Origin of the sequence: Pseudomonas sp. LBUM920 (genome assembly GCF_003852315.1) — a bacterium.
GTDB lineage: Bacteria > Pseudomonadota > Gammaproteobacteria > Pseudomonadales > Pseudomonadaceae > Aquipseudomonas.
Genome location: NZ_CP027762.1, coordinates 1,680,442 through 1,697,707, shown reverse-complemented (window position 1 = coordinate 1,697,707; position 17,266 = coordinate 1,680,442). Strand labels below are relative to the sequence as shown.

The following is a 17,266-nucleotide window of genomic DNA, read 5'->3' as shown; positions in this document are numbered from 1 at the left end:
CATTTTTGCTTTGTGTATGGCCTAAGCTCAGCGCAATAATTTGCTATCCAGCACCACCGACGACTCACCGATCACACTGTCGGCCAACTGCACAAACTCCGCCGTCGTTATGCTGTTCGCGCGCATCACCGCCTGCGCAAGGTCATCCAGCGAGCGCTTGTTGTGGGTTTTCACGCGAATCTCGCGGTCCAACTCCTGCAACACCACCACCGCCCTCGCGACGGTCGCGCCGTTGACGTGGTCGCCACGCAATGTGGTCACGTCCTTGCCCTCTTTGCTCAAGCGCGCCTGAATCGCGGCATACCGCTCATCGGTGATCCCGCCCGCGCGGTGCAGCAGCTCGATGGCGTAATACTCGCCAAGCCCTTCGCTGATCCAGTCACTGGTGTCGTGATCGTTGAAGCGCCCGATCGCCTGCACCACCTCACGGATCAACGCGCTGCTGCCGTTCTCGCTGACCAGCGGCGTGCGGCTGTTGAGGTAGATCGAGTCGCGCGACGCAAATACGCCACGGCGCATCGGGTCGCTGGCGCCCACCACCAGCAGCTTGGCCGGGTGGCGCGGGAACGCGGCCTCCACTTGAGGCCAGACGAAGGTCAGCAGCGTTAGCACGTCCATGCGGCGCATGGCCTGGCCTTTGGGCGAGGCCACGGTGACCTCGGTTTCGCCCAGGCGCACGCGGCGGCTGCCGAGGGTGCCGGCGAGCATCCAGCCGGTAGGGCGGTCGAACAGGCGGGAAACATTGTCGATGCGGAATTTGTGCTTGCCGATGCGCGGCCAGGCGGTTTCGACGCTTTTCCAGCCTGCCGGCAACTCGAACACCAGGCGCGAGACCAGCTCGACGCCGTCCTGCTGGTCGAGCCGCGCAGCCGGCACCAGGTCTTCGCCTCGGAACAACGCCCAACTGGGCGTCATCCGCGCTTCATACACGCCAGGTTTGCGCGCGTGGGTCAGGCGTACCCGGTAGCTCAGGCTGGCCTTGTCGGCGCTGGGTTGCCACAGGCCATGGGTGCCGGTGACCTTCCACTGGCCATCGGCCTTGAAGTCGCTGTAATCACCGTCGCGGCCCAGGTCGAAATTCAGGCTGCGCACCGCCGAGCCTTGGGACAGGCTCACACGCACCTCGGCTTGATCACTCTGGGGCAGCAGTTTGACGTGGTAGTCGAGGTCGACTTTCTTCGCGCACCACGCGGGCAGGCTCAGCGCCAGCAACACACAAGAGGCCGCCAGCTTGGTTGCCACCGTCATACACACTCCTTTTTCAGCCTGCGCGGAAGATCAGGTAATCCTCCCAGTCGTCTTCGGGCACGCTGCCTTCGGCGAGCATGCGACCGGACTGGGAAATGCGTTCGTGGTGCACGGCATCGCGGTCGCCGCAGACCAGGTGGTGCCACAGCGGCAGGTCCTTGCGCTCGCTGACCAGGCGGTAGCCGCAGGTTGGCGGTAGCCACTTGAACTGGTCGGCCTGGCCCGGCGTGAGCTGGATGCAGTCGGGCACCGAGGCGCGGCGGTTGGGGTAATCGGTGCACTGGCAGGTGTTCAGGTCGAGCAGTTTGCAGGCAATGCGCGTGTAATAAACGCTGTTGTCCTCCTCGTCCTCAAGCTTTTGCAGGCAGCACAGGCCACAGCCGTCGCACAACGACTCCCACTCCTCCTGGTCGAGGTGTTCAAGGGTTTTGCGTATCCAGAAAGGTTCGACTTTAGCGGCCATGGCTCTACATCAGTATCGGTCGGTGAAAAGGCCGCCAGTCTAGTGCCCAAGGCCCCTGGGGCCAAGCGCTTACGACTGGCGGTGTAACAACACTTGTCAGTCCAGTGGGCGCGCAGTAGCTTTGAACGCCGAATCGCACCTCAGGAACTGCCCATGACACGCGTTGCCGACTACCCGATCCACACCCAATTTACCGAACGCTGGTCGCCTCGCGCCTTTACCGGCGAGAGCATCCCGACAGACACCCTGCTGAGCTTTTTCGAGGCCGCACGCTGGGCGCCATCGGCCTATAACTCGCAACCTTGGCGTTTTCTCTACGCGCGGCGTGACACGCCGGATTGGGAACGCTACCTGGGCCTGCTGAATGAATTCAACCGTGCCTGGGCGCAGCATGCGTCGGCCTTGGTGATCATCGCGTCAAAAACCGACTTCACCGCCCCCGGCGCCAGCGAAGAAACCCCGGCGCTGTGGCACACCTTTGACACCGGTTCAGCCTGGGGCCACCTGGCGCTGCAAGCCAGCCTGAGCGGCTGGCACACCCACGGCATGGCCGGTTTCGATCAGGAACTGACCCGCAAAGAACTGAAGATTCCCCAAGGCTATGCACTGCACGCGGCGGTGGCCGTGGGCAAGCTGGGCGACAAGTCGAGCCTGCCCGAGTACTTGCAGGGCCGTGAAGCGCCAAGCCCACGCAAGCCGTTGAGCGAGCTGGTGTCCGAAGGCGATTTCAGCCTGTAAGCCTTGCTGATATCCCCTGTGGAAGCGGGCTTGCCCGCGATAGCGCACGGTCAGTCACGGCCTCCTTGACTGACACGCTGCTATCGCGGGCAAGCCCGCTCGCACCTTAATAACCGCGTTCGAAGCTCACTTCTCCGCGTAACGCTTGCTTGGCTTGATACGCCCGTAGATTGTGCACAAACAACTCCACCATCATCCCCGGCGAGGTTGGTGCCGAGCTGTGCCCGGTCAGCAGCAGTCCCCACGCAGTCCAGAACGGATGGCGTTGCGGCAGCGGTTCCTGGCGGCACACGTCGATCACCGCACCGGCCAGGTGCCCTTCTTTCAGCGCCTCGACCAGGTCAGCATCGACCACGGCCACGCCGCGGCCAACGTTGATAAACAAGCCGGTCGGTTTGAATTGCTTGAACAACGCCGCATCGTACAAGTCATGCGTGTTTGGCGTGTTGGGCAGCAGGTTGATCACGTAGTCCACCTCGCCCACCAGGCGGCCCAGTTGATCCAGCCCGGCCACTTCGATAAACGGCGCCTGCTCACGTGCGGTGCTGGCGATGCCGTACAGCTTGACGCCAAACGGCAGCAGAAAATCGGCAACGCTCTGGCCGATATCGCCCGTGCCGACGATCAGCGCCTTGCGCCCGGCCAGGCTCTGGCCCATGCGGTTGTCCCACTTGCGCTCAACCTGGCTGACCAGCCGCGCGAGCACTTCGCGCTCGTGGCCGAGCATGTAGGTGAGCACAAATTCGGCCATGACCTGGCCAAAAATGCCCACCGCACGGGTCAGGCGATAGTCGCGTGGCAAGCCATCGGCCAGCAGCGGCGTGATGCCCGCCCAGGTCGATTGCAGCCATTGCGGCTGGTGGCCTTGGCGCAACAGGGTGGCGAGCAGATCCGGCTGGCCAAGCCATACCGGGCAATCGGCGGCCAGGCGCGACAGTTCGGCCGAGTCGCCGCTGGTCAGCACTTCGACGTCCGGCGCGGCGTCACCCAGCAATTGGGCGTAGAGCGGGTAATCCTGTTCAGCAATCAGAACACGCATGGTTCAAACCTTTCAAAAACACTGCAGACGGCCGCCCGCATCCTTACGGCCACCGCCAACGAATACGTTTGCATTGAAGAAGGTGCCCGGTTCGGGCACTGACCGATCACATCGGGTCGTTGCGGCGCAGCAGCTCTTCGGGCAAGTGCTCGATGTACTCATCCTCGGCCGGTGGCATTTGCAGGTGGTAGCCCTGCTTGTCGAGGTTTTCCAGAACCACGGTGATGTCCTCGCGGGACAGCTTGCGCTCCGGCGTCAGGATCATCTCGAACGCCAGATGGGCCTTGCCGAAGGCCGCCATCAACGGTTCCGGCACACGCTCCAGCGCGTCGCTTTTGAGCACGTAGAGGTACATTCCGTCTTTTTTCAAGCTGCGGTAGATGGAGCAAATACGTTTCAAGGCTGTTCTCCGGCAGTGGCCAGGCTGTCGAGCAGCGCCTGGCCCATCAACTCGCGGCGCCAGCCACGCAGCGAGTCTGGCAATGTATAAGGCCCATCGGGGTAGCCACTCTTGACCAGGGCTTCGAGGGTTTTCTTGCGCAGCATCAGTTCCGGCGCCATGTCCAGGCGTTCGGCTTCGGCCTGGCCCAAGGCCCGCAGATGCTTGATCAGCGTGGCGGCGTCCACCGGCAGCGGCTCGGCAACAGCCGGTGGCCATTGGTCCATGGGCACGCTGGCGGCGCGCTTGATCAGGTCCAGCAGAAACTGGCCGTCCTGACGCACGGTGCGCGGGTGCATGTCTTCGATTTTGCCCAGCGCGGCGAGGTTGTCCGGCTGGGATTTGGCCAGGGGCCACAACGAGTGTTCGCGAATGATGCGGTTGCGCGGCAGGTCGCGGGCACGGGCCTGCTGCTCGCGCCAGGCGCACAGTTCACGCAATACGGCGAGCTGGGCGCGGGACAGTTTCCACGCAAGCTTGGCGTCGCGGTACACCTCGTACGGGTCGACTTCGCGACGCAGGTTGGCCACCAACTCGGCGCCGTCTTCCAGCACCCAGGCGTATTTGTCGTCTGAGAGCTGCGGACGCAGGCGGATGTAGACCTCGGCCAAGTGCACCGCGTCTTCGGCGGCGTAGCTCACCTGGGTCTCGGACAACGGCCGCTGCAGCCAGTCCGAGCGGGTTTCACCCTTGGGCAACTCGATATCCAGCACGGCCTGCACCAGGCGCGAATAGCCCATGGAGAAACCGAGGTTCAGGTAAGCCGCCGCCAATTGGGTGTCGAACAACGGCACCGGCAGGCTGCCGGTCAGGCGCAGCAACACTTCCAGGTCTTCGCTGCACGCGTGCACCACCTTGATCACCGCCGGGTTTTCCAGCAAGGCGGCCAAGGGTTGCCAATTGTCGATGGTCAGAGGGTCGATCAGGTAAGCGCGTACGCCATCGCCGATCTGGATCAGCCCGGCAATGGGGTAAAAGGTGTCGACCCGCATGAATTCGGTGTCGAGGGCGACGAATGGCAACTGCTGCCATTCGGCGCAATGCTGGCCGAGGCTATCGTTGTCGCAGATCCAGTGAATATCGATGGCCACACGGCTCTCCCTTGAAGAATGGCGCGCAGTATATATCGCGAAAGACGCTTGCGAGCATCCGCAGTGCACACGCCTTCATGAAAACTCCGACAAGAGAGGAAGAATAGTCCGACAGGCGGGAGTTAGCTTCTCTTACGCAATACGTAAACCCGCCATAGCTTGGAGCCCGGCAGGAATTCCTGATGGTTGAGTATTTTGAAACCGGCCTGGCGAAACTCGCCCTCGACAGGCGCAGGTGCGTCCACGGAAACGATCACGGTGTCGCGGCTGACCCGATGGAACTCGCGCAGCAGCGCCAAACGCCCTTCACTGCTGGGTACATGGCGAAACAGTTCCATGCAGAAAATGCAGTCCACCGCATTGGCCGACAAGCCGATGGAAAACGCTGACCCCTGGAAGGTTTTGACACGTTTGAGCAGTGCTGCCGGGTGATGAGTGCGCGCATGGTCGAGCATGGCCTGGGAGTTGTCGGAGGCCAGAATCACGCGATTGATGTGTTCTGCCAACACCGGCCAGAACCGGCCGGAGCCGCAGGCCAGGTCGAGGATCAGCCCAGGTTCGCCAGCCACTTTCAATGCCTGGCGCACCAACCGCTCATCGCGCCACGCTGCCACGCGCTGGCGCAGGCGTGGCGGGCGTGTGTCGCCGCAGACCCTGGCATGCTCGCGGTCACAGCGCTCGGTGAACTCAATCTCGATGGAGGAAGGTGGTTGTGACGACATCACGGGCTCATGTGTGTGGAACGGTAGTGAACGACCTTGAACCGCAGCTTACCCACTGCAACGTGAAAAAAAGGTCGAAGCCGTCACGGCCACCCAACACCCAAAATCCATTGTGGGCGTTGTCGAGCTTTAGCGAGGCTACGAGGGCGGTGGGCCAGGCAACCCATCACTGGCTGACATACCGCTATCGCGGGCGAGCCCGGCTCCCACGGTGGATTACGCCTGGTGCAGATACCAGCGCCAATCCTGCTCGCCTACCTCGCCCATGAACTGCCGGTACTCGGCGCGTTTGACCGCCAGGTACACGACGAGGAATTCAGTGCCAAACGCATCCCGCGCCCAGCTTGACCCTTCAAGCGCACGCAGAGTCGTGAGCCAGTCGGTGGGCAGCAAATGTTTGGCCTGCGCGTAGCCGTTGCCTTCCACCGGCGCGCCGGGATCGCGTTGCTCACGGATACCGCGATGGATACCCGCCAGGATTGCGGCGGCAGCCAGGTAAGGGTTGGCGTCGGCGCCGCAGATGCGGTGCTCGATGTGTCGGGAATTGGCCGGCCCGCCCGGCACGCGCAGGCTCACGGTGCGGTTGTCCACGCCCCAGGTGGCGGCCAGCGGTGCGTAGCTGTTGGTCTGGAAGCGGCGATAGGAGTTGGCGTTGGGGCAGAACATCAGCAACGAATCGAGCAAGGTGCTTAGCATGCCGCCCACGGCCTGACGCAGCAGCGGCGTGCCGTCGGCGGCCTCACTGGCGAACAGGTTATTGCCGTGGGCATCCGCCAGGCTGACGTGCATGTGCATGCCGGTGCCCGCGAGGTCGTCGAACGGCTTGGCCATGAAGCAGGCGGTCATCCCGTGTTTATGCGCCACGCCCTTGACCAGGCGCTTGTAGCGCACGGCTTCGTCCATGGCCTGCAAGGCATCGGCGCGATGCTCCAGAGTGATTTCAACCTGGCCTGGGGCATATTCGGAGATTGCCGTGCGCGCCGGAATGCCTTGCAGTTTGCACGCGCTATAAAGGTCGGCAAGGAACGGCTCGATCTGCTCCAGCTCGCGCAGGCCATACACCTGGGTCGAGCGCGGGCGATTGCCGTCCACATCCCGCGCCGGTTGTGGGCGGCCATTGCTGTCGGGTTTCTGGTCGAGCAGGTAAAACTCCAGCTCCGCCGCCATCACCGGGTAGTAACCGTCGGCTTTCAGCCCGTCGATGACCTTGGCGAGCAAATGCCGCGGGTCGGCCACGGTGGCGGGCATGCCCTCGGTGGGGTGCATGCTCACTTGCACGGCGGCCGTGGGAATCAGGCGCCATGGCATGCGCTGCAGGCTCCCTCTGATCGGGTAGGCGCGGCAGTCGATGTCACCGACTTCCCACACCAGCCCGGAGTTTTCCACGTCGTCGCCATTAATCGTCAGGCCAAGGATGGTGCTGGGCAACGGCCGGCCACTTTCGTACACCGCCAGCAGCTCATCGCGGTGCAGCAATTTGCCGCGCGGCACGCCGTTGTTGTCGAGGATAAACAGCTCGAACATCTCGATGTCCGGGTGCTGTTCAAGGAAAGATCGGGCTTCTTGCAGGCAGGCGAAATCACTCATGGCAAGTCTCATACGTTTGCGTCAGGCAGGAACATAGGCAATGCGCGCAGGGGCGCCTGGTCTATGGGGGAGATCAACGTAGGAGAGCGGTATCCGGAGGGCGTGCGTGTCGGCAGTGGAACAAGGCCCAGAAGGCCAGCTCGGAAGGAAGGGCCTCGACAACCGCGGTACGGCTGGGCACTAAAGCGCCAGGCAATGTCGCGGGATGGGTGTCGGGGGAACCGTCCATGCGGGATTCACAGTGAGGTAGATGCCCGGCAGCGTCACACGCCTGCACAGGGTGGTTAAATTCAGCGTTGATGGAGTTTGGTTGCAGCTTGGCTAAACATTCACGCCGCTTGCTACCTCGGAGCGCTCCTGGAAATAATGGCCGCCCCGATCATGCCCCAAGGACTCGACCGCATGAAAGCTCCCCTGGCCCTGTGTGTATTGGCGAGTTTGGCAACCACCGCCCTGGCCGATACCGCGCCCTCGCGCCTCGATGAGGTGGTGCAGCGCGGCACGCTCACCGTCTGCACCACCGGCGATTACAAGCCTTACACTTCGCTGCGCGCCGATGGCCGTTATGAAGGCATCGACATTGCCATGGCCGAGTCGCTGGCCAAAAGCCTGAATGCGACGATCACGTGGGTGCCCACCACCTGGAAAACCCTGATGCCGGACTTTCTGGCCCAGCGCTGTGACATCGCGGTGGGCGGGATTTCGGTGTCGCTGGAGCGCCAGAAAAAGGCCTTCTTCAGCCAGACGCTGGGTGTGGACGGCAAGATCCCGTTGGTGCGTTGCGCCGATGTGCAGCGCTACCAAAGCGTTGAGCAGATCAACCAGCCGCAGGTGCGGGTGATCGAGCCGGCCGGCGGCACCAACGAAGTGTTTGCCCGCACTCACCTGGGCCAGGCGCAGATCCGCCTGCATGACAACGTGACCATCTTCGACGAGTTGCTGGCGGGCAAGGCGGACGTGATGATCACCGACGCCAGCGAGGCGCGCTTCCAGCAAAAGCTCAAGCCGGGATTGTGCGCGGTCAACCCGCAGGAGCAGATGCAGTACAGCGAAAAGGCCTTCCTGCTGCCCCGCGATGATGTGGCGTGGAAAAGCTATGTCGACCAGTGGTTGCACTTGAGCGTCGCCACCGGCGCGTACGACGCCATCGTCAATCAATGGCTGGCGGCGCCCTGAGCCGCAGCCGTCTACGCTGTGGTCACATCAAACAATAACGAGGGATGAGTAATGAAGGGATTGCTCCGAATCACCTGGCTGCTGCTGTTGTGTTGCAGCCAGGTGCACGCGGCCACTCAGGAGGAGGACGCCCACGCCGCCAAGGCGCTGCTGACCAAGGCCCTGACCTATTACCAGAGCAACGGCGACAAGGCGTTTGCCGCGTTCAGTCGCCAAGGGGAGTTCGTCGACCATGACCGTTATGTGTTTGTGGTCGACACCCAGGGCGTGTTGCTGGCCAGTGGCGGGCCTTCCTCGGCCTTGATCGGCCGCGATGTGTCCGAGTTGCTCGGGCCTGACTTGCAAGCCTCATTCAAACAAGCGCTGGCAGTGCCCGAAGGCCAGGGCATCCAGCAGGCTGATTATCGCTGGCAGAACTGGAACGACGGCAAGGTTGAGCACAAGCACGTGTTTTATCAGCGGATCGGCGAGCGGATTCTGGCCGTCGGCTATTACCTGCCACGCGCCACGCCAGAGCAGGCTCGCGGTTTGCGCGACAAGGCGGTGAAAGCACTGGTCAAGGATGAAGCCGGCACGCTCAAGGCGATCAATTCGTTGCAGGGCGACTTCCTGCAGGATGACCTGTACGTGTTCGTGGTCGACCTGAATACCGGGCGCTATGTGGCCCACGGCACCAACCTGCGGCTGGTGGACACCGACTTCGCCAAGATCAGGGACCCGGACGGCAAGCCGGTGGGCGAGCCGATTTTGAAGCTGATGGCCGAGCAGGATCAGGGTGAGTACAAGTACCGCTGGAAAAACCCGGTGACCGACAAGGTCGAGAACAAACACGCGTATGTACGCAAGGCCGGACACTTCATGGTGGCGGTCGGGTATTACAGCCCCTGATCAGCATCGAAATGCAGTCACCTGGGGGAGCTGGCTTGCCTGCGAAAGCGGTGGGTCAGTTGGCATAGCCGGCACTGATACACCGCTTTCGCAGGCACGCCGGCTCCCACAGTTTGATCATCATCGGGGCAGTTACTTGGCCTTGTCTTCACGCCCACGCAGCACTCGGTTTGGCATCGCAATCGCCGCCGCCAACCCCAGCAACGACACCGCCGCACTCACCATCAGCAAGTGCCGGAACGTCACCGCCAACTCCCCGCGCAGGGCATCCTGCGCCGGGCCGGGCGCGGCGTTCAAGCCGTCCAGCAAAACGTTGCCGGAACTGCCTTCGGCCACCAGCGCGCCGCTGGCCAAATGCGCAAAGCTCGAATCCTGCAACAGCGCCAGCAACAAGGCCGACATGCAGGCCACGCCAACGGCCCCGCCCAGGGAGCGAAACAGGTTGGTGGTGCTGGTCGCCACGCCAATGTCGCGCTGCTCGACCGAATTCTGCGTGCCCACCAGCGACGTCGGGAACTGCATCCCCGCCGCAATCCCACACAGCAACATGAACACCGCCGTCATCCCGACCGCCTGCGGCGCACTGTAGGCCATGCCCAGAATCGCGAACGGGCTCAGCAACGCCCCGCTCAGAATCATGGGCTTGTAGCGCCCGGTGACCGAGGTCATGCGCCCGGCAAAATAAGCCCCCACCGGCAGGCCGAACGCCAGCGGCAGCAGGTGCAGCGCGGCGCTGTCCGCGCCCGAACCGGTCACCGTCTGATACCGCAGCGGCATCAACACCGTCAGGGAAATCGCCTGAAAACTGGTGAAAAAAATCGTGCACCAGCACAACACGGCGCTGCGATTGGCGAACAGGTGCATCGGCAGCAAAGGCTCGCGCGCGCGGCGTTCATGCCAGACAAACACCGTCAGCGCCACGCCCGCACACACCAGCAGCCCGAGCACTTGCTGGTCGCGCCAATGATGGCCCTGGCCGATTTCGGTGATGCCCAGCAGCAAGGCCGTAAGGCCGATGATCATCAGCAAGGTGCCGACATAATCGATGATCGGCTTGCGCTGCGGCACCGGCAACCCGACCAGCGTGCGATGCGCCACATACCAGGCGCCAGCGCCCAGCGGCAGGTTGATCAGAAATACCCAACGCCAGGACAGGTATTCGGTCATGTACCCGCCAAGCACCGGCCCGGCCACGCTGGCCACCGCGTACATGCTGCTGAAATAACCCTGATAACGCCCGCGCTCGCGCGGTGGAATGATGTCACCAATGATCGCCTGGCTCACCGAGATCATCCCGCCGGCACCGATGCCCTGCAGAATGCGCGCCAGCACCAGTTGCTCCATGTTTTGCGCCATGGCGCAAAACAGCGACGCCAGCGTGAACACGCCCATGCCGATCAGCATCATCGGGCGACGCCCGTACAAGTCACCGAGCTTGCCGTAAATCGGCACCGCCACCGTCATCGCCACCATGTAGCCGGAGATCACCCAGGCCAGCAGGTTGACGTCATGGAACTGCGCGGAGATGGCCGGCATGGACACGGCGACGATGGTCTGGTCCAGCGCGCCGAGGAAGATCGCCATCATCAAGGCGGCGAGCACACTGCGCACGGCGGGAACGGGTTGGGTGGGCTGGTTGAGGTTGGTCACGGCAGAACCTTCGAGCAAGGCCCACGGGGCAGAAAGGGCCCGCGGGAATGCTCGATACGATAGCAGGCTACTCGATAGCTTCGTAAGCAAGCCCGACGTAATTTTCTGCAATGGTTGTGCGCCCTGCCTGCGAATCGACGAAATACGCCAGCTCACTCTCGGCGATGCGCTGGCTGAAGCCATCCGCGTCCGCAAACTGGTGCAGCATGGAGGTCATCCACCAGGAAAACCGCTCGGCCTTCCACACCCGGCGCAGGCAGATCGCCGAGTATTGCTGCAATAAGTCCACGCGCCCCTCGCGATACACCTTGAGCAGGATGCGAAACAGCGTATTCACGTCACTGGCCGCCAGGTTCAACCCCTTGGCCCCGGTCGGCGGCACGATATGCGCCGCATCCCCGAGCAGGAACAGGCGCCCGTATTGCATCGGCTCCACCACAAAGCTGCGCAGCGGCGCGATGCTTTTCTCGATGGACGGCCCGGTCACCAACTGTGCGGCCAAGGCGCTGGGCAGGCGCGTTTTCAGCTCATCCCAGAAACGCTCATCCGACCATTCATCCAGCGCCGTTTCAGCCGGCACTTGCAGGTAATAACGGCTGCGGGTCGGCGAACGCATGCTGCACAGCGCAAAGCCGCGCGGATGCCTGGCGTAGACCAGTTCGGCATGCACCGGTGGCGTGTCGGCGAGGATGCCCAGCCAACCAAAAGGGTAAATGCGCTCGAAAACCTTTAACGAATCAGTCGGAATGGATTGGCGCGCCACGCCGTGGAAACCATCACAGCCGGCAATGTAGTCGCACTCCAGACGAAAGGCTTCGCCCTGATGCTCGAAGGTCAGCCACGGTCGATCACTTTTAAGGTCATGGGGCTGCACGTTGTGCGCTTCGTACAGCGTAAGGGCGCCGGCGGCTTCGCGCGCTTGCATCAGGTCGCGGGTCACTTCGGTCTGGCCGTAGATCATCACCGACTGGCCGCCGGTCAAGCCCTTGAGGTCGATATGGCTGAGCTGGCCATTGAGCGCCAGCTCGAAACCGTCATGCACCAAGCCTTCGGCGTCCATGCGCTGGCTGACACCGGCTTCGCGCAGCAGGTCGACCATGCCTTGTTCCAGCACCCCGGCACGGATGCGGCCTTGCACGTAATCGGCACGCTGGCGCTCTAGCACCAGGGTCTGGATACCCGCGTTGTGCAGCAGTTGACCGAGCAACAGTCCGGAGGGACCGGCGCCAATAATGGCGACTTGGGTTTTCAGCGTTTTCATTATTTTTAGGGTCCGCGAGGCTCATCCGAACGGATAAGGTGAAAGAGTTGTCATTGATCTTGTTGCTGACATTTTTCACTTGAGTGACCGCCATAAGAAGGTGAAAACTGAGACAAAGCCTGCGCTTTTTGCCAATCGGGGCGATTACCGAACCACTATCCTGAGTATCGGATTGAAACCATGACCAAAACTGCCAGTACCGCGATTCCGGTCTTCAAGCTTTACGGGGAAAGCCAGCAATGGCCAACGCCCGATTTGTTGCACTGTGAAACCATTTCCCGGCGCAGTCGGGAATACCAGTGGGAAATCCAGCCCCACCGGCACGCGGACTTGTGCCAGTTGTTGTACGTGCATAAAGGTCAGGCGCAACTGGAAATCGAAGGTCAGCGCACCACACTCAACGAGGCGACCTTGCAGGTGCTGCCGCCCTTGTGTGTGCACGGGTTTCGGTTTGCCGAAGATGTCGAAGGGTTCATCGTCACGCTGTCAGCGCCGCTGGTCAGTCATTTGCAGGCGCAGCTGGGCTCGGCGGTGGACGGCTTGCAAGCCCTGGGCAACTACCCGGCAGGCAAGGACAGCGACTACCTCAATAGCCTGTTTGCGCGCCTGCAAGATGAATACGCCGATGAGCAACCGGCGCGCGACATGATGATGCACGCCTTGGTCAGCGTGCTGCTGGTGTGGATCAGCCGCCAGGCCATCCAGCGCCGCCACGCGCGCGCGCCGCGAGGGCGTGAATATTTCCGGCGCTTTACCCAACTGGTCGAACAGCATTACCGCGAGCACCCCAAGATCGAAGACCTGGCCCACAAGCTGGGCATCTCGGTCTCACACTTGAACGGCACATGTCGGGAATTGGGTGGGCAACCTGCGCTGCAGATCATGCATGACCGCCAGTTGCTGGAAGCCAAGCGCCTGCTGACTTACACCAGCATGACCATCAATGAGATGTCGCAGGTGCTGGGGTTTTCCGACCCGACCAACTTCTCGCGACTGTTTCGTCGGCGGGTCGGGTTTTCGCCCAAAGCGTTCCGCGAGCAGTTGAAGGCCGAACAGCCTACCTGAGCGCGCTGAAACTGCCGGTACGCGGCAGGCACATGTCCTGATGGCAACTGACCGCAAAGGTCGGCTGCATGCGGGTTTGTTCAACCCGATAGGCAGCCGTGCCGTACAGCGCGGTAGCCAGGGCGCACAGGATGAAAATCATCAGGTACTTTCTGATTTTTAGAGTCATGGCACACCTCTGAACGGATCGACTCGGTGCTGTTTAAAGCATAGGTCAGTCAGCAAGAGTTGCCATTATTGGACGCCATTCAACATCTTTATGTCGGCTTCAAAGGCCGACATCCCACACCGGCTCCTCAGGAAAGCGCAGCACCAGAAAATCCAGCAGGCTGCGCAGCGCCAACGGCATGTGCTTGCGCGAGGCGTACACCGCGTAGACATTCATTTGCTGGGGCTCTGCCTCGGGCAGCAAACGGATCAGTTCGCCACTGCGGATGTAATCACCCGCCTGATAACTGGGAAGCCGCGCCACCCCTGCCCCCGCCAACGTCACCCGTAACAGGGCGGTCGCCTCGTTAGCGCTGATATTGCCCTGCACCGCCACCGACACTGGCTCAGCGTTTTCTGTGAAATGCCACAGGCTTTTGCCGAAGTAGGTGTGCGTCAGGCAGTTGTGCTTCGCCAGGTCGTGCACGTGCTGCGGGCGCGGATGTTCCAGCAGGTACGCCGGGGACGCGCAAATGACCGAGCGGCAGAGCGTCAGCTTGCGAGCGATCAGGTTGGGGTCCAGCTCAAAACTGGTGCGAATCGCCAGGTCAATCCGCTCATCCACCAGGTTTACCGTACGGTCGAGCATCTGCAGATCGATACTGACCAACGGGTTGCGCTTGACGAACTCGGCCACGGCGTCCGCCAATTGCGCCTGGCCGAATGAGCTGCTGACACTCAGCCGTAGCTGGCCACGCGGCGCTTCGTCCGGCTCGCTGACGGCCGCCTGCATGTCGTTGCACAACTCCAGCATCTGCCGCGCTCGGGGCAGCATTTCGCTGCCCGCTGCGGTGAGACTGAGCTTGCGCGTGGTGCGATGCATCAGCCGCGCGCCCACCCAATCCTCAAGCTCCGCCAGATAACGTGAAACGACCGGCCGCGACAGGTCCAGCTGATCCGCAGCCGCCGACTGGCTTCCCAGGTCAACGACCGTGACAAACACCCGCATTGCTTGAAGACGATCCATGATTTGCACGCTTTTAGAAACAAACTATGTTCAAGCATGGCATTTTTTGTGACGTTTAGTGCAACTAAGCTCTGTGCATCCCTTACCTGCCGCTGGAGTTGCACATGATCTCGACGCTTAAACGATTGGCCACGGCCATGGCCGCCCTGGCGTTCGCCGCCCATGCCGCGGCGGCCGATCTGACGCTGGACGCTTACAACCCTGGCACCTCGGCAATGATGCCCGTCAGCTCGGTACTGGTCAGCGGCGAGCACGACGTCATTTTGGTGAACGCGCAATTCGGCAATGCCCAAGCCGAGCAACTGGTGACAAAGATTCGCGCCAGCGGCAAGCGCCTGACCACCATCTACGTCAGTGACGGCGACCCGGATTACTACTTCGGCCTCGACGTCCTGACGCAGGCATTCCCCGCCGCCAAGGTGGTAGCCACCCAGCCGGTGGTCGACCATATCAAGGCCACCGCCGAGCAGAAACTCGCGTTCTGGGGCCCTAAGCTGGGTGCCGACAAACCGGCCAAAGCCATCATCCCGCAGGTGCTCCAAGGCCATAGCCTGACCCTGGAAGGCAAGACGCTGGAAGTGGTCGGCCTGGACGGCCCGCAGCCGGACCGCACGTTTGTGTGGATTCCATCGATCAAGGTCGTGGTGGGCGGCGTTGTGGTCTTCGAGAACACCCACGTGTGGATGGCCGATACGCAAACTGCTCAGTCCCACGCCGACTGGCTGGCAACCTTGCAACGCATCGAAGACTTGAAACCGCGCACCGTGATTCCAGGTCATTACCTGGGTACGCCGACTGTGCAGTCCGTGGCATTCACCGCGGGCTATATCAAAGCGTTCGATGAGGAAACCGCCAAGGCCAAGGATTCGACTGCGCTGATCGCGGCCATGAAAAAACGTTACCCGAAACTTGAAGATGAGAGCAGCCTGGAACTCGGTGCCAAAGTCGCCAAGGGCGAAATGAAGTGGTGAATGGTTTTAAACCTTAACGTACTGGAGAACGTCATGAGCAAGATCGCAATCATTGGTGCCACCGGCCGCGCCGGTAGCCAACTGCTGGAAGAAGCGCTGCGTCGTGGGCATACCGTCACCGCCATTGCGCGTAATACCGGCACGCTGGCCGCGCGCCCGGGCGTCACCGTCAAACAGGTCGACGCCCTGGATGCCAACGCCTTGCAACAGGCTGTCAGCGGCAACGACGTGGTGATCAGTGCGGCGCACTTCGCCACACTGCCGGCCAGTGCCGTGATCGGCCCGGTGAAGAGCGCCTGGGTGAAACGCCTGCTGGTGGTCGGCGGTGCAGGTTCATTGTTGTTGCCGGATGGCAGCCGAGTCATCGACAGCCCTGGCTTCCCGGCAGAGTACAAGGCCGAAGCCAGCGCCGGCGCTGAGTTTCTTGATGCGCTGCGTCAGGAAAAAGAGCTGGATTGGACCTTCCTGTCGCCGTCGGCGGAGTTCGTTGAGACTGAGCGCACCGGCAAATTCCGTGTCGGCCAGGATGACTTGCTGGTGAGCGCTGAAGGGCGCAGCTGGATCAGCTTTGCGGACTACGCCATCGCGTTGATCGACGAAGTAGAAACGCCAAAGCACTCGCGCCTGCGTTTCACCGTCGGCTACTGAACCGACACGGTTAAAACTGTGGGAGCTGGCTTGCCTGCGATAGCATCACCGCGGCATGACTGACACACCGAGGTGCCTGCATCGCAGGCAAGCCCGCTCCCACACAAGCCTCCTCCCACATTTGGATCTTCGGTGTTACGACGGTTGTGCCTGGCTTACCAACCACTCCATCAAGGCGACTAATCCAGTAGACGGCTCAATTCCCGGCGGATACACCAGGTAATACCCCATCCCCGTCGGCACGCGCAGTTCAAACGGTGTCGCCAACCGCCCCGCCTTCACATCCTCGCCAATCAACGCGCTGTCGCCTATCGCCACTCCCGAGCCCTGGGACGCCACCGTCATTGCCAGGTCCAGCGTTTCAAAATGATGCCCCTGGGCCAGGTTGCTCAAGCGTGTATTCGCAGCCTTCAGCCACAACGCCCAATCGCGCTCGTCCCGCGTGGGGTGCAGCAGCACCTGTCGCTGCAGATCAGCCGGTGTGTGCAGGCTGGCCAGCAACGCCGGCGCGCAGACCGGGGTGAGTTGTTCATCGAATAAATGCCGCGCCTGCGCCGACTGCTCGGCAATGGGCGCATAGATCACCGCCGCGTCGAATTGCTCGCGACGAAAGTCCACGGTGTAGGCCACCGTGGTGGTGAGTTCCACCGGCACGTCCGGGCGCTCCTGTTGCCACTGCATCAGGCGCGGCAGCAGCCAGCGCATCACGCAGGTGGAGGCTTTGAGTTGCAGGGTCTGACGGCGGCTGCCGATCTGCTCCACCGCGTCACCGATCAAGCCAAACACCTGCTGCGCCCGCAGCGACCACTCGCGCCCTTCTTCGGTCAGGCTCAAGCCCCGCGCCTGGCGCTGGAACAAGGCGTAGCCCAAATGGTTTTCGAGCCCGGCAATCTGCCGGCTCACCGCACCTTGGGTAATGTGCAGTTGCTCGGCGGCGCGGGTGAAGTTGCAGCACTGGGCCGTGACCCAGAAGGTGTGCAGCGCGGGCAGCGGTGGCAAGCGTTTCATCGGGCGCAGCCATGACGTGGGGACATGGCTAGTATGACTTTTTATCGATTGTTGGCGCTACCGGCCAGCCGCTCCAATAGCGCCTCGAATCCATAACA

18 protein-coding genes are annotated in these 17,266 nt (G+C 62.1%); 6 read left to right on the top strand and 12 right to left on the bottom strand.

Features of this window, described 5'->3' with window-relative positions:
• Nucleotides 1-27 precede the first annotated feature (27 nt).
• Both C4J83_RS07765 and C4J83_RS07760 read right to left on the bottom strand, forming a co-directional pair.
• Nucleotides 28-1,248: a hypothetical protein gene (locus tag C4J83_RS07765; RefSeq protein ID WP_124416700.1), complete on the bottom strand. Its 1,221-nt coding sequence runs from the start codon at nucleotides 1,246-1,248 to the stop codon at nucleotides 28-30.
• Between the two features lie 13 nt (nucleotides 1,249-1,261).
• Nucleotides 1,262-1,711, bottom strand: a complete 450-nt coding sequence (locus C4J83_RS07760; RefSeq protein ID WP_106576966.1) for a YcgN family cysteine cluster protein — start codon at nucleotides 1,709-1,711, stop codon at nucleotides 1,262-1,264.
• A 153-nt stretch (nucleotides 1,712-1,864) separates the two neighbouring features.
• Between C4J83_RS07760 and C4J83_RS07755 the strand changes: the two genes are divergently transcribed.
• Nucleotides 1,865-2,449 (top strand): nitroreductase family protein, encoded by a 585-nt coding sequence (locus C4J83_RS07755; protein ID WP_106576967.1) that lies wholly within the window; start codon nucleotides 1,865-1,867, stop codon nucleotides 2,447-2,449.
• A 106-nt stretch (nucleotides 2,450-2,555) separates the two neighbouring features.
• Here C4J83_RS07755 and C4J83_RS07750 read toward each other — a convergent pair whose 3' ends face one another.
• The 5 genes from C4J83_RS07750 to C4J83_RS07730 form a co-directional block, all read right to left on the bottom strand.
• On the bottom strand, nucleotides 2,556-3,488 hold the full coding sequence (locus tag C4J83_RS07750) for a D-2-hydroxyacid dehydrogenase (protein ID WP_106576968.1): 933 nt from the start codon (nucleotides 3,486-3,488) through the stop codon (nucleotides 2,556-2,558).
• Nucleotides 3,489-3,594: 106 nt separating this feature from the next.
• Nucleotides 3,595-3,888 (bottom strand): YcgL domain-containing protein, encoded by a 294-nt coding sequence (locus C4J83_RS07745; protein ID WP_056857316.1) that lies wholly within the window; start codon nucleotides 3,886-3,888, stop codon nucleotides 3,595-3,597.
• Nucleotides 3,885-5,018, bottom strand: a complete 1,134-nt coding sequence (rnd, locus tag C4J83_RS07740) for a ribonuclease D (protein WP_124416699.1) — start codon at nucleotides 5,016-5,018, stop codon at nucleotides 3,885-3,887. Before rnd ends, C4J83_RS07745 begins: the two co-directional genes overlap by 4 nt.
• A gap of 122 nt (nucleotides 5,019-5,140) precedes the next feature.
• Nucleotides 5,141-5,740 carry a class I SAM-dependent methyltransferase gene (locus tag C4J83_RS07735; protein WP_106576970.1) on the bottom strand — a complete coding sequence of 200 codons (600 nt, stop codon included), beginning with the start codon at nucleotides 5,738-5,740 and terminating at the stop codon, nucleotides 5,141-5,143.
• 216 nt (nucleotides 5,741-5,956) lie between these two features.
• Nucleotides 5,957-7,327 (bottom strand): glutamine synthetase family protein, encoded by a 1,371-nt coding sequence (locus C4J83_RS07730; protein ID WP_124416698.1) that lies wholly within the window; start codon nucleotides 7,325-7,327, stop codon nucleotides 5,957-5,959.
• Between the two features lie 402 nt (nucleotides 7,328-7,729).
• On the opposite strand from C4J83_RS07730, the gene C4J83_RS07725 reads away from it, so the two are divergent.
• The gene (locus C4J83_RS07725) at nucleotides 7,730-8,503 is read left to right on the top strand and encodes a transporter substrate-binding domain-containing protein (protein ID WP_124416697.1); all 774 of its coding nucleotides are present in this window, start codon (nucleotides 7,730-7,732) and stop codon (nucleotides 8,501-8,503) included.
• Nucleotides 8,504-8,554: 51 nt separating this feature from the next.
• A complete protein-coding gene (locus C4J83_RS07720) occupies nucleotides 8,555-9,391 on the top strand; it encodes a cache domain-containing protein (protein ID WP_124416696.1) in 837 nt (278 codons plus the stop codon).
• Nucleotides 9,392-9,523: 132 nt separating this feature from the next.
• Here C4J83_RS07720 and C4J83_RS07715 read toward each other — a convergent pair whose 3' ends face one another.
• Both C4J83_RS07715 and pobA read right to left on the bottom strand, forming a co-directional pair.
• On the bottom strand, nucleotides 9,524-11,041 hold the full coding sequence (locus C4J83_RS07715) for an MDR family MFS transporter (protein ID WP_106577291.1): 1,518 nt from the start codon (nucleotides 11,039-11,041) through the stop codon (nucleotides 9,524-9,526).
• Between the two features lie 67 nt (nucleotides 11,042-11,108).
• Nucleotides 11,109-12,302 carry a 4-hydroxybenzoate 3-monooxygenase gene (gene pobA / locus C4J83_RS07710; RefSeq protein WP_124416695.1) on the bottom strand — a complete coding sequence of 398 codons (1,194 nt, stop codon included), beginning with the start codon at nucleotides 12,300-12,302 and terminating at the stop codon, nucleotides 11,109-11,111.
• A gap of 180 nt (nucleotides 12,303-12,482) precedes the next feature.
• On the opposite strand from pobA, the gene C4J83_RS07705 reads away from it, so the two are divergent.
• Nucleotides 12,483-13,367, top strand: a complete 885-nt coding sequence (locus C4J83_RS07705; protein ID WP_106576975.1) for a helix-turn-helix domain-containing protein — start codon at nucleotides 12,483-12,485, stop codon at nucleotides 13,365-13,367.
• On the opposite strand, the gene C4J83_RS30435 is transcribed toward C4J83_RS07705, so the two are convergent.
• The gene (locus C4J83_RS30435; protein ID WP_164487913.1) at nucleotides 13,360-13,536 is read right to left on the bottom strand and encodes a hypothetical protein; all 177 of its coding nucleotides are present in this window, start codon (nucleotides 13,534-13,536) and stop codon (nucleotides 13,360-13,362) included. The genes C4J83_RS07705 and C4J83_RS30435 overlap by 8 nt on opposite strands.
• A 99-nt stretch (nucleotides 13,537-13,635) precedes the next feature.
• Nucleotides 13,636-14,541: a LysR family transcriptional regulator gene (locus C4J83_RS07700; protein ID WP_124416694.1), complete on the bottom strand. Its 906-nt coding sequence runs from the start codon at nucleotides 14,539-14,541 to the stop codon at nucleotides 13,636-13,638.
• Between the two features lie 104 nt (nucleotides 14,542-14,645).
• On the opposite strand from C4J83_RS07700, the gene C4J83_RS07695 reads away from it, so the two are divergent.
• Entirely contained in the window at nucleotides 14,646-15,512 is an 867-nt protein-coding gene (locus C4J83_RS07695; protein WP_124416693.1) for an MBL fold metallo-hydrolase, read from the top strand.
• A gap of 33 nt (nucleotides 15,513-15,545) precedes the next feature.
• On the top strand, nucleotides 15,546-16,160 hold the full coding sequence (locus C4J83_RS07690) for an NAD(P)-dependent oxidoreductase (protein WP_124416692.1): 615 nt from the start codon (nucleotides 15,546-15,548) through the stop codon (nucleotides 16,158-16,160).
• Nucleotides 16,161-16,295: 135 nt separating this feature from the next.
• Here C4J83_RS07690 and C4J83_RS07685 read toward each other — a convergent pair whose 3' ends face one another.
• On the bottom strand, nucleotides 16,296-17,168 hold the full coding sequence (locus C4J83_RS07685) for a LysR substrate-binding domain-containing protein (RefSeq protein ID WP_124416691.1): 873 nt from the start codon (nucleotides 17,166-17,168) through the stop codon (nucleotides 16,296-16,298).
• Nucleotides 17,169-17,266 lie beyond the last annotated feature (98 nt).

Coding starts and splice junctions, on each gene's coding strand:
- C4J83_RS07735 (WP_106576970.1), bottom strand. CDS start 5,740: ATGTCGTCACAACCACCTTCCTCCATCGAGATTGAGTTCACCGAGCGC.
- C4J83_RS07750 (WP_106576968.1), bottom strand. CDS start 3,488: ATGCGTGTTCTGATTGCTGAACAGGATTACCCGCTCTACGCCCAATTG.
- pobA (WP_124416695.1), bottom strand. CDS start 12,302: ATGAAAACGCTGAAAACCCAAGTCGCCATTATTGGCGCCGGTCCCTCC.
- C4J83_RS07685 (WP_124416691.1), bottom strand. CDS start 17,168: ATGAAACGCTTGCCACCGCTGCCCGCGCTGCACACCTTCTGGGTCACG.
- C4J83_RS07695 (WP_124416693.1), top strand. CDS start 14,646: ATGATCTCGACGCTTAAACGATTGGCCACGGCCATGGCCGCCCTGGCG.
- C4J83_RS07720 (WP_124416696.1), top strand. CDS start 8,555: ATGAAGGGATTGCTCCGAATCACCTGGCTGCTGCTGTTGTGTTGCAGC.
- C4J83_RS07730 (WP_124416698.1), bottom strand. CDS start 7,327: ATGAGTGATTTCGCCTGCCTGCAAGAAGCCCGATCTTTCCTTGAACAG.
- C4J83_RS30435 (WP_164487913.1), bottom strand. CDS start 13,536: ATGACTCTAAAAATCAGAAAGTACCTGATGATTTTCATCCTGTGCGCC.
- C4J83_RS07725 (WP_124416697.1), top strand. CDS start 7,730: ATGAAAGCTCCCCTGGCCCTGTGTGTATTGGCGAGTTTGGCAACCACC.
- C4J83_RS07755 (WP_106576967.1), top strand. CDS start 1,865: ATGACACGCGTTGCCGACTACCCGATCCACACCCAATTTACCGAACGC.
- C4J83_RS07690 (WP_124416692.1), top strand. CDS start 15,546: ATGAGCAAGATCGCAATCATTGGTGCCACCGGCCGCGCCGGTAGCCAA.
- C4J83_RS07760 (WP_106576966.1), bottom strand. CDS start 1,711: ATGGCCGCTAAAGTCGAACCTTTCTGGATACGCAAAACCCTTGAACAC.
- C4J83_RS07705 (WP_106576975.1), top strand. CDS start 12,483: ATGACCAAAACTGCCAGTACCGCGATTCCGGTCTTCAAGCTTTACGGG.
- C4J83_RS07700 (WP_124416694.1), bottom strand. CDS start 14,541: ATGGATCGTCTTCAAGCAATGCGGGTGTTTGTCACGGTCGTTGACCTG.
- C4J83_RS07765 (WP_124416700.1), bottom strand. CDS start 1,248: ATGACGGTGGCAACCAAGCTGGCGGCCTCTTGTGTGTTGCTGGCGCTG.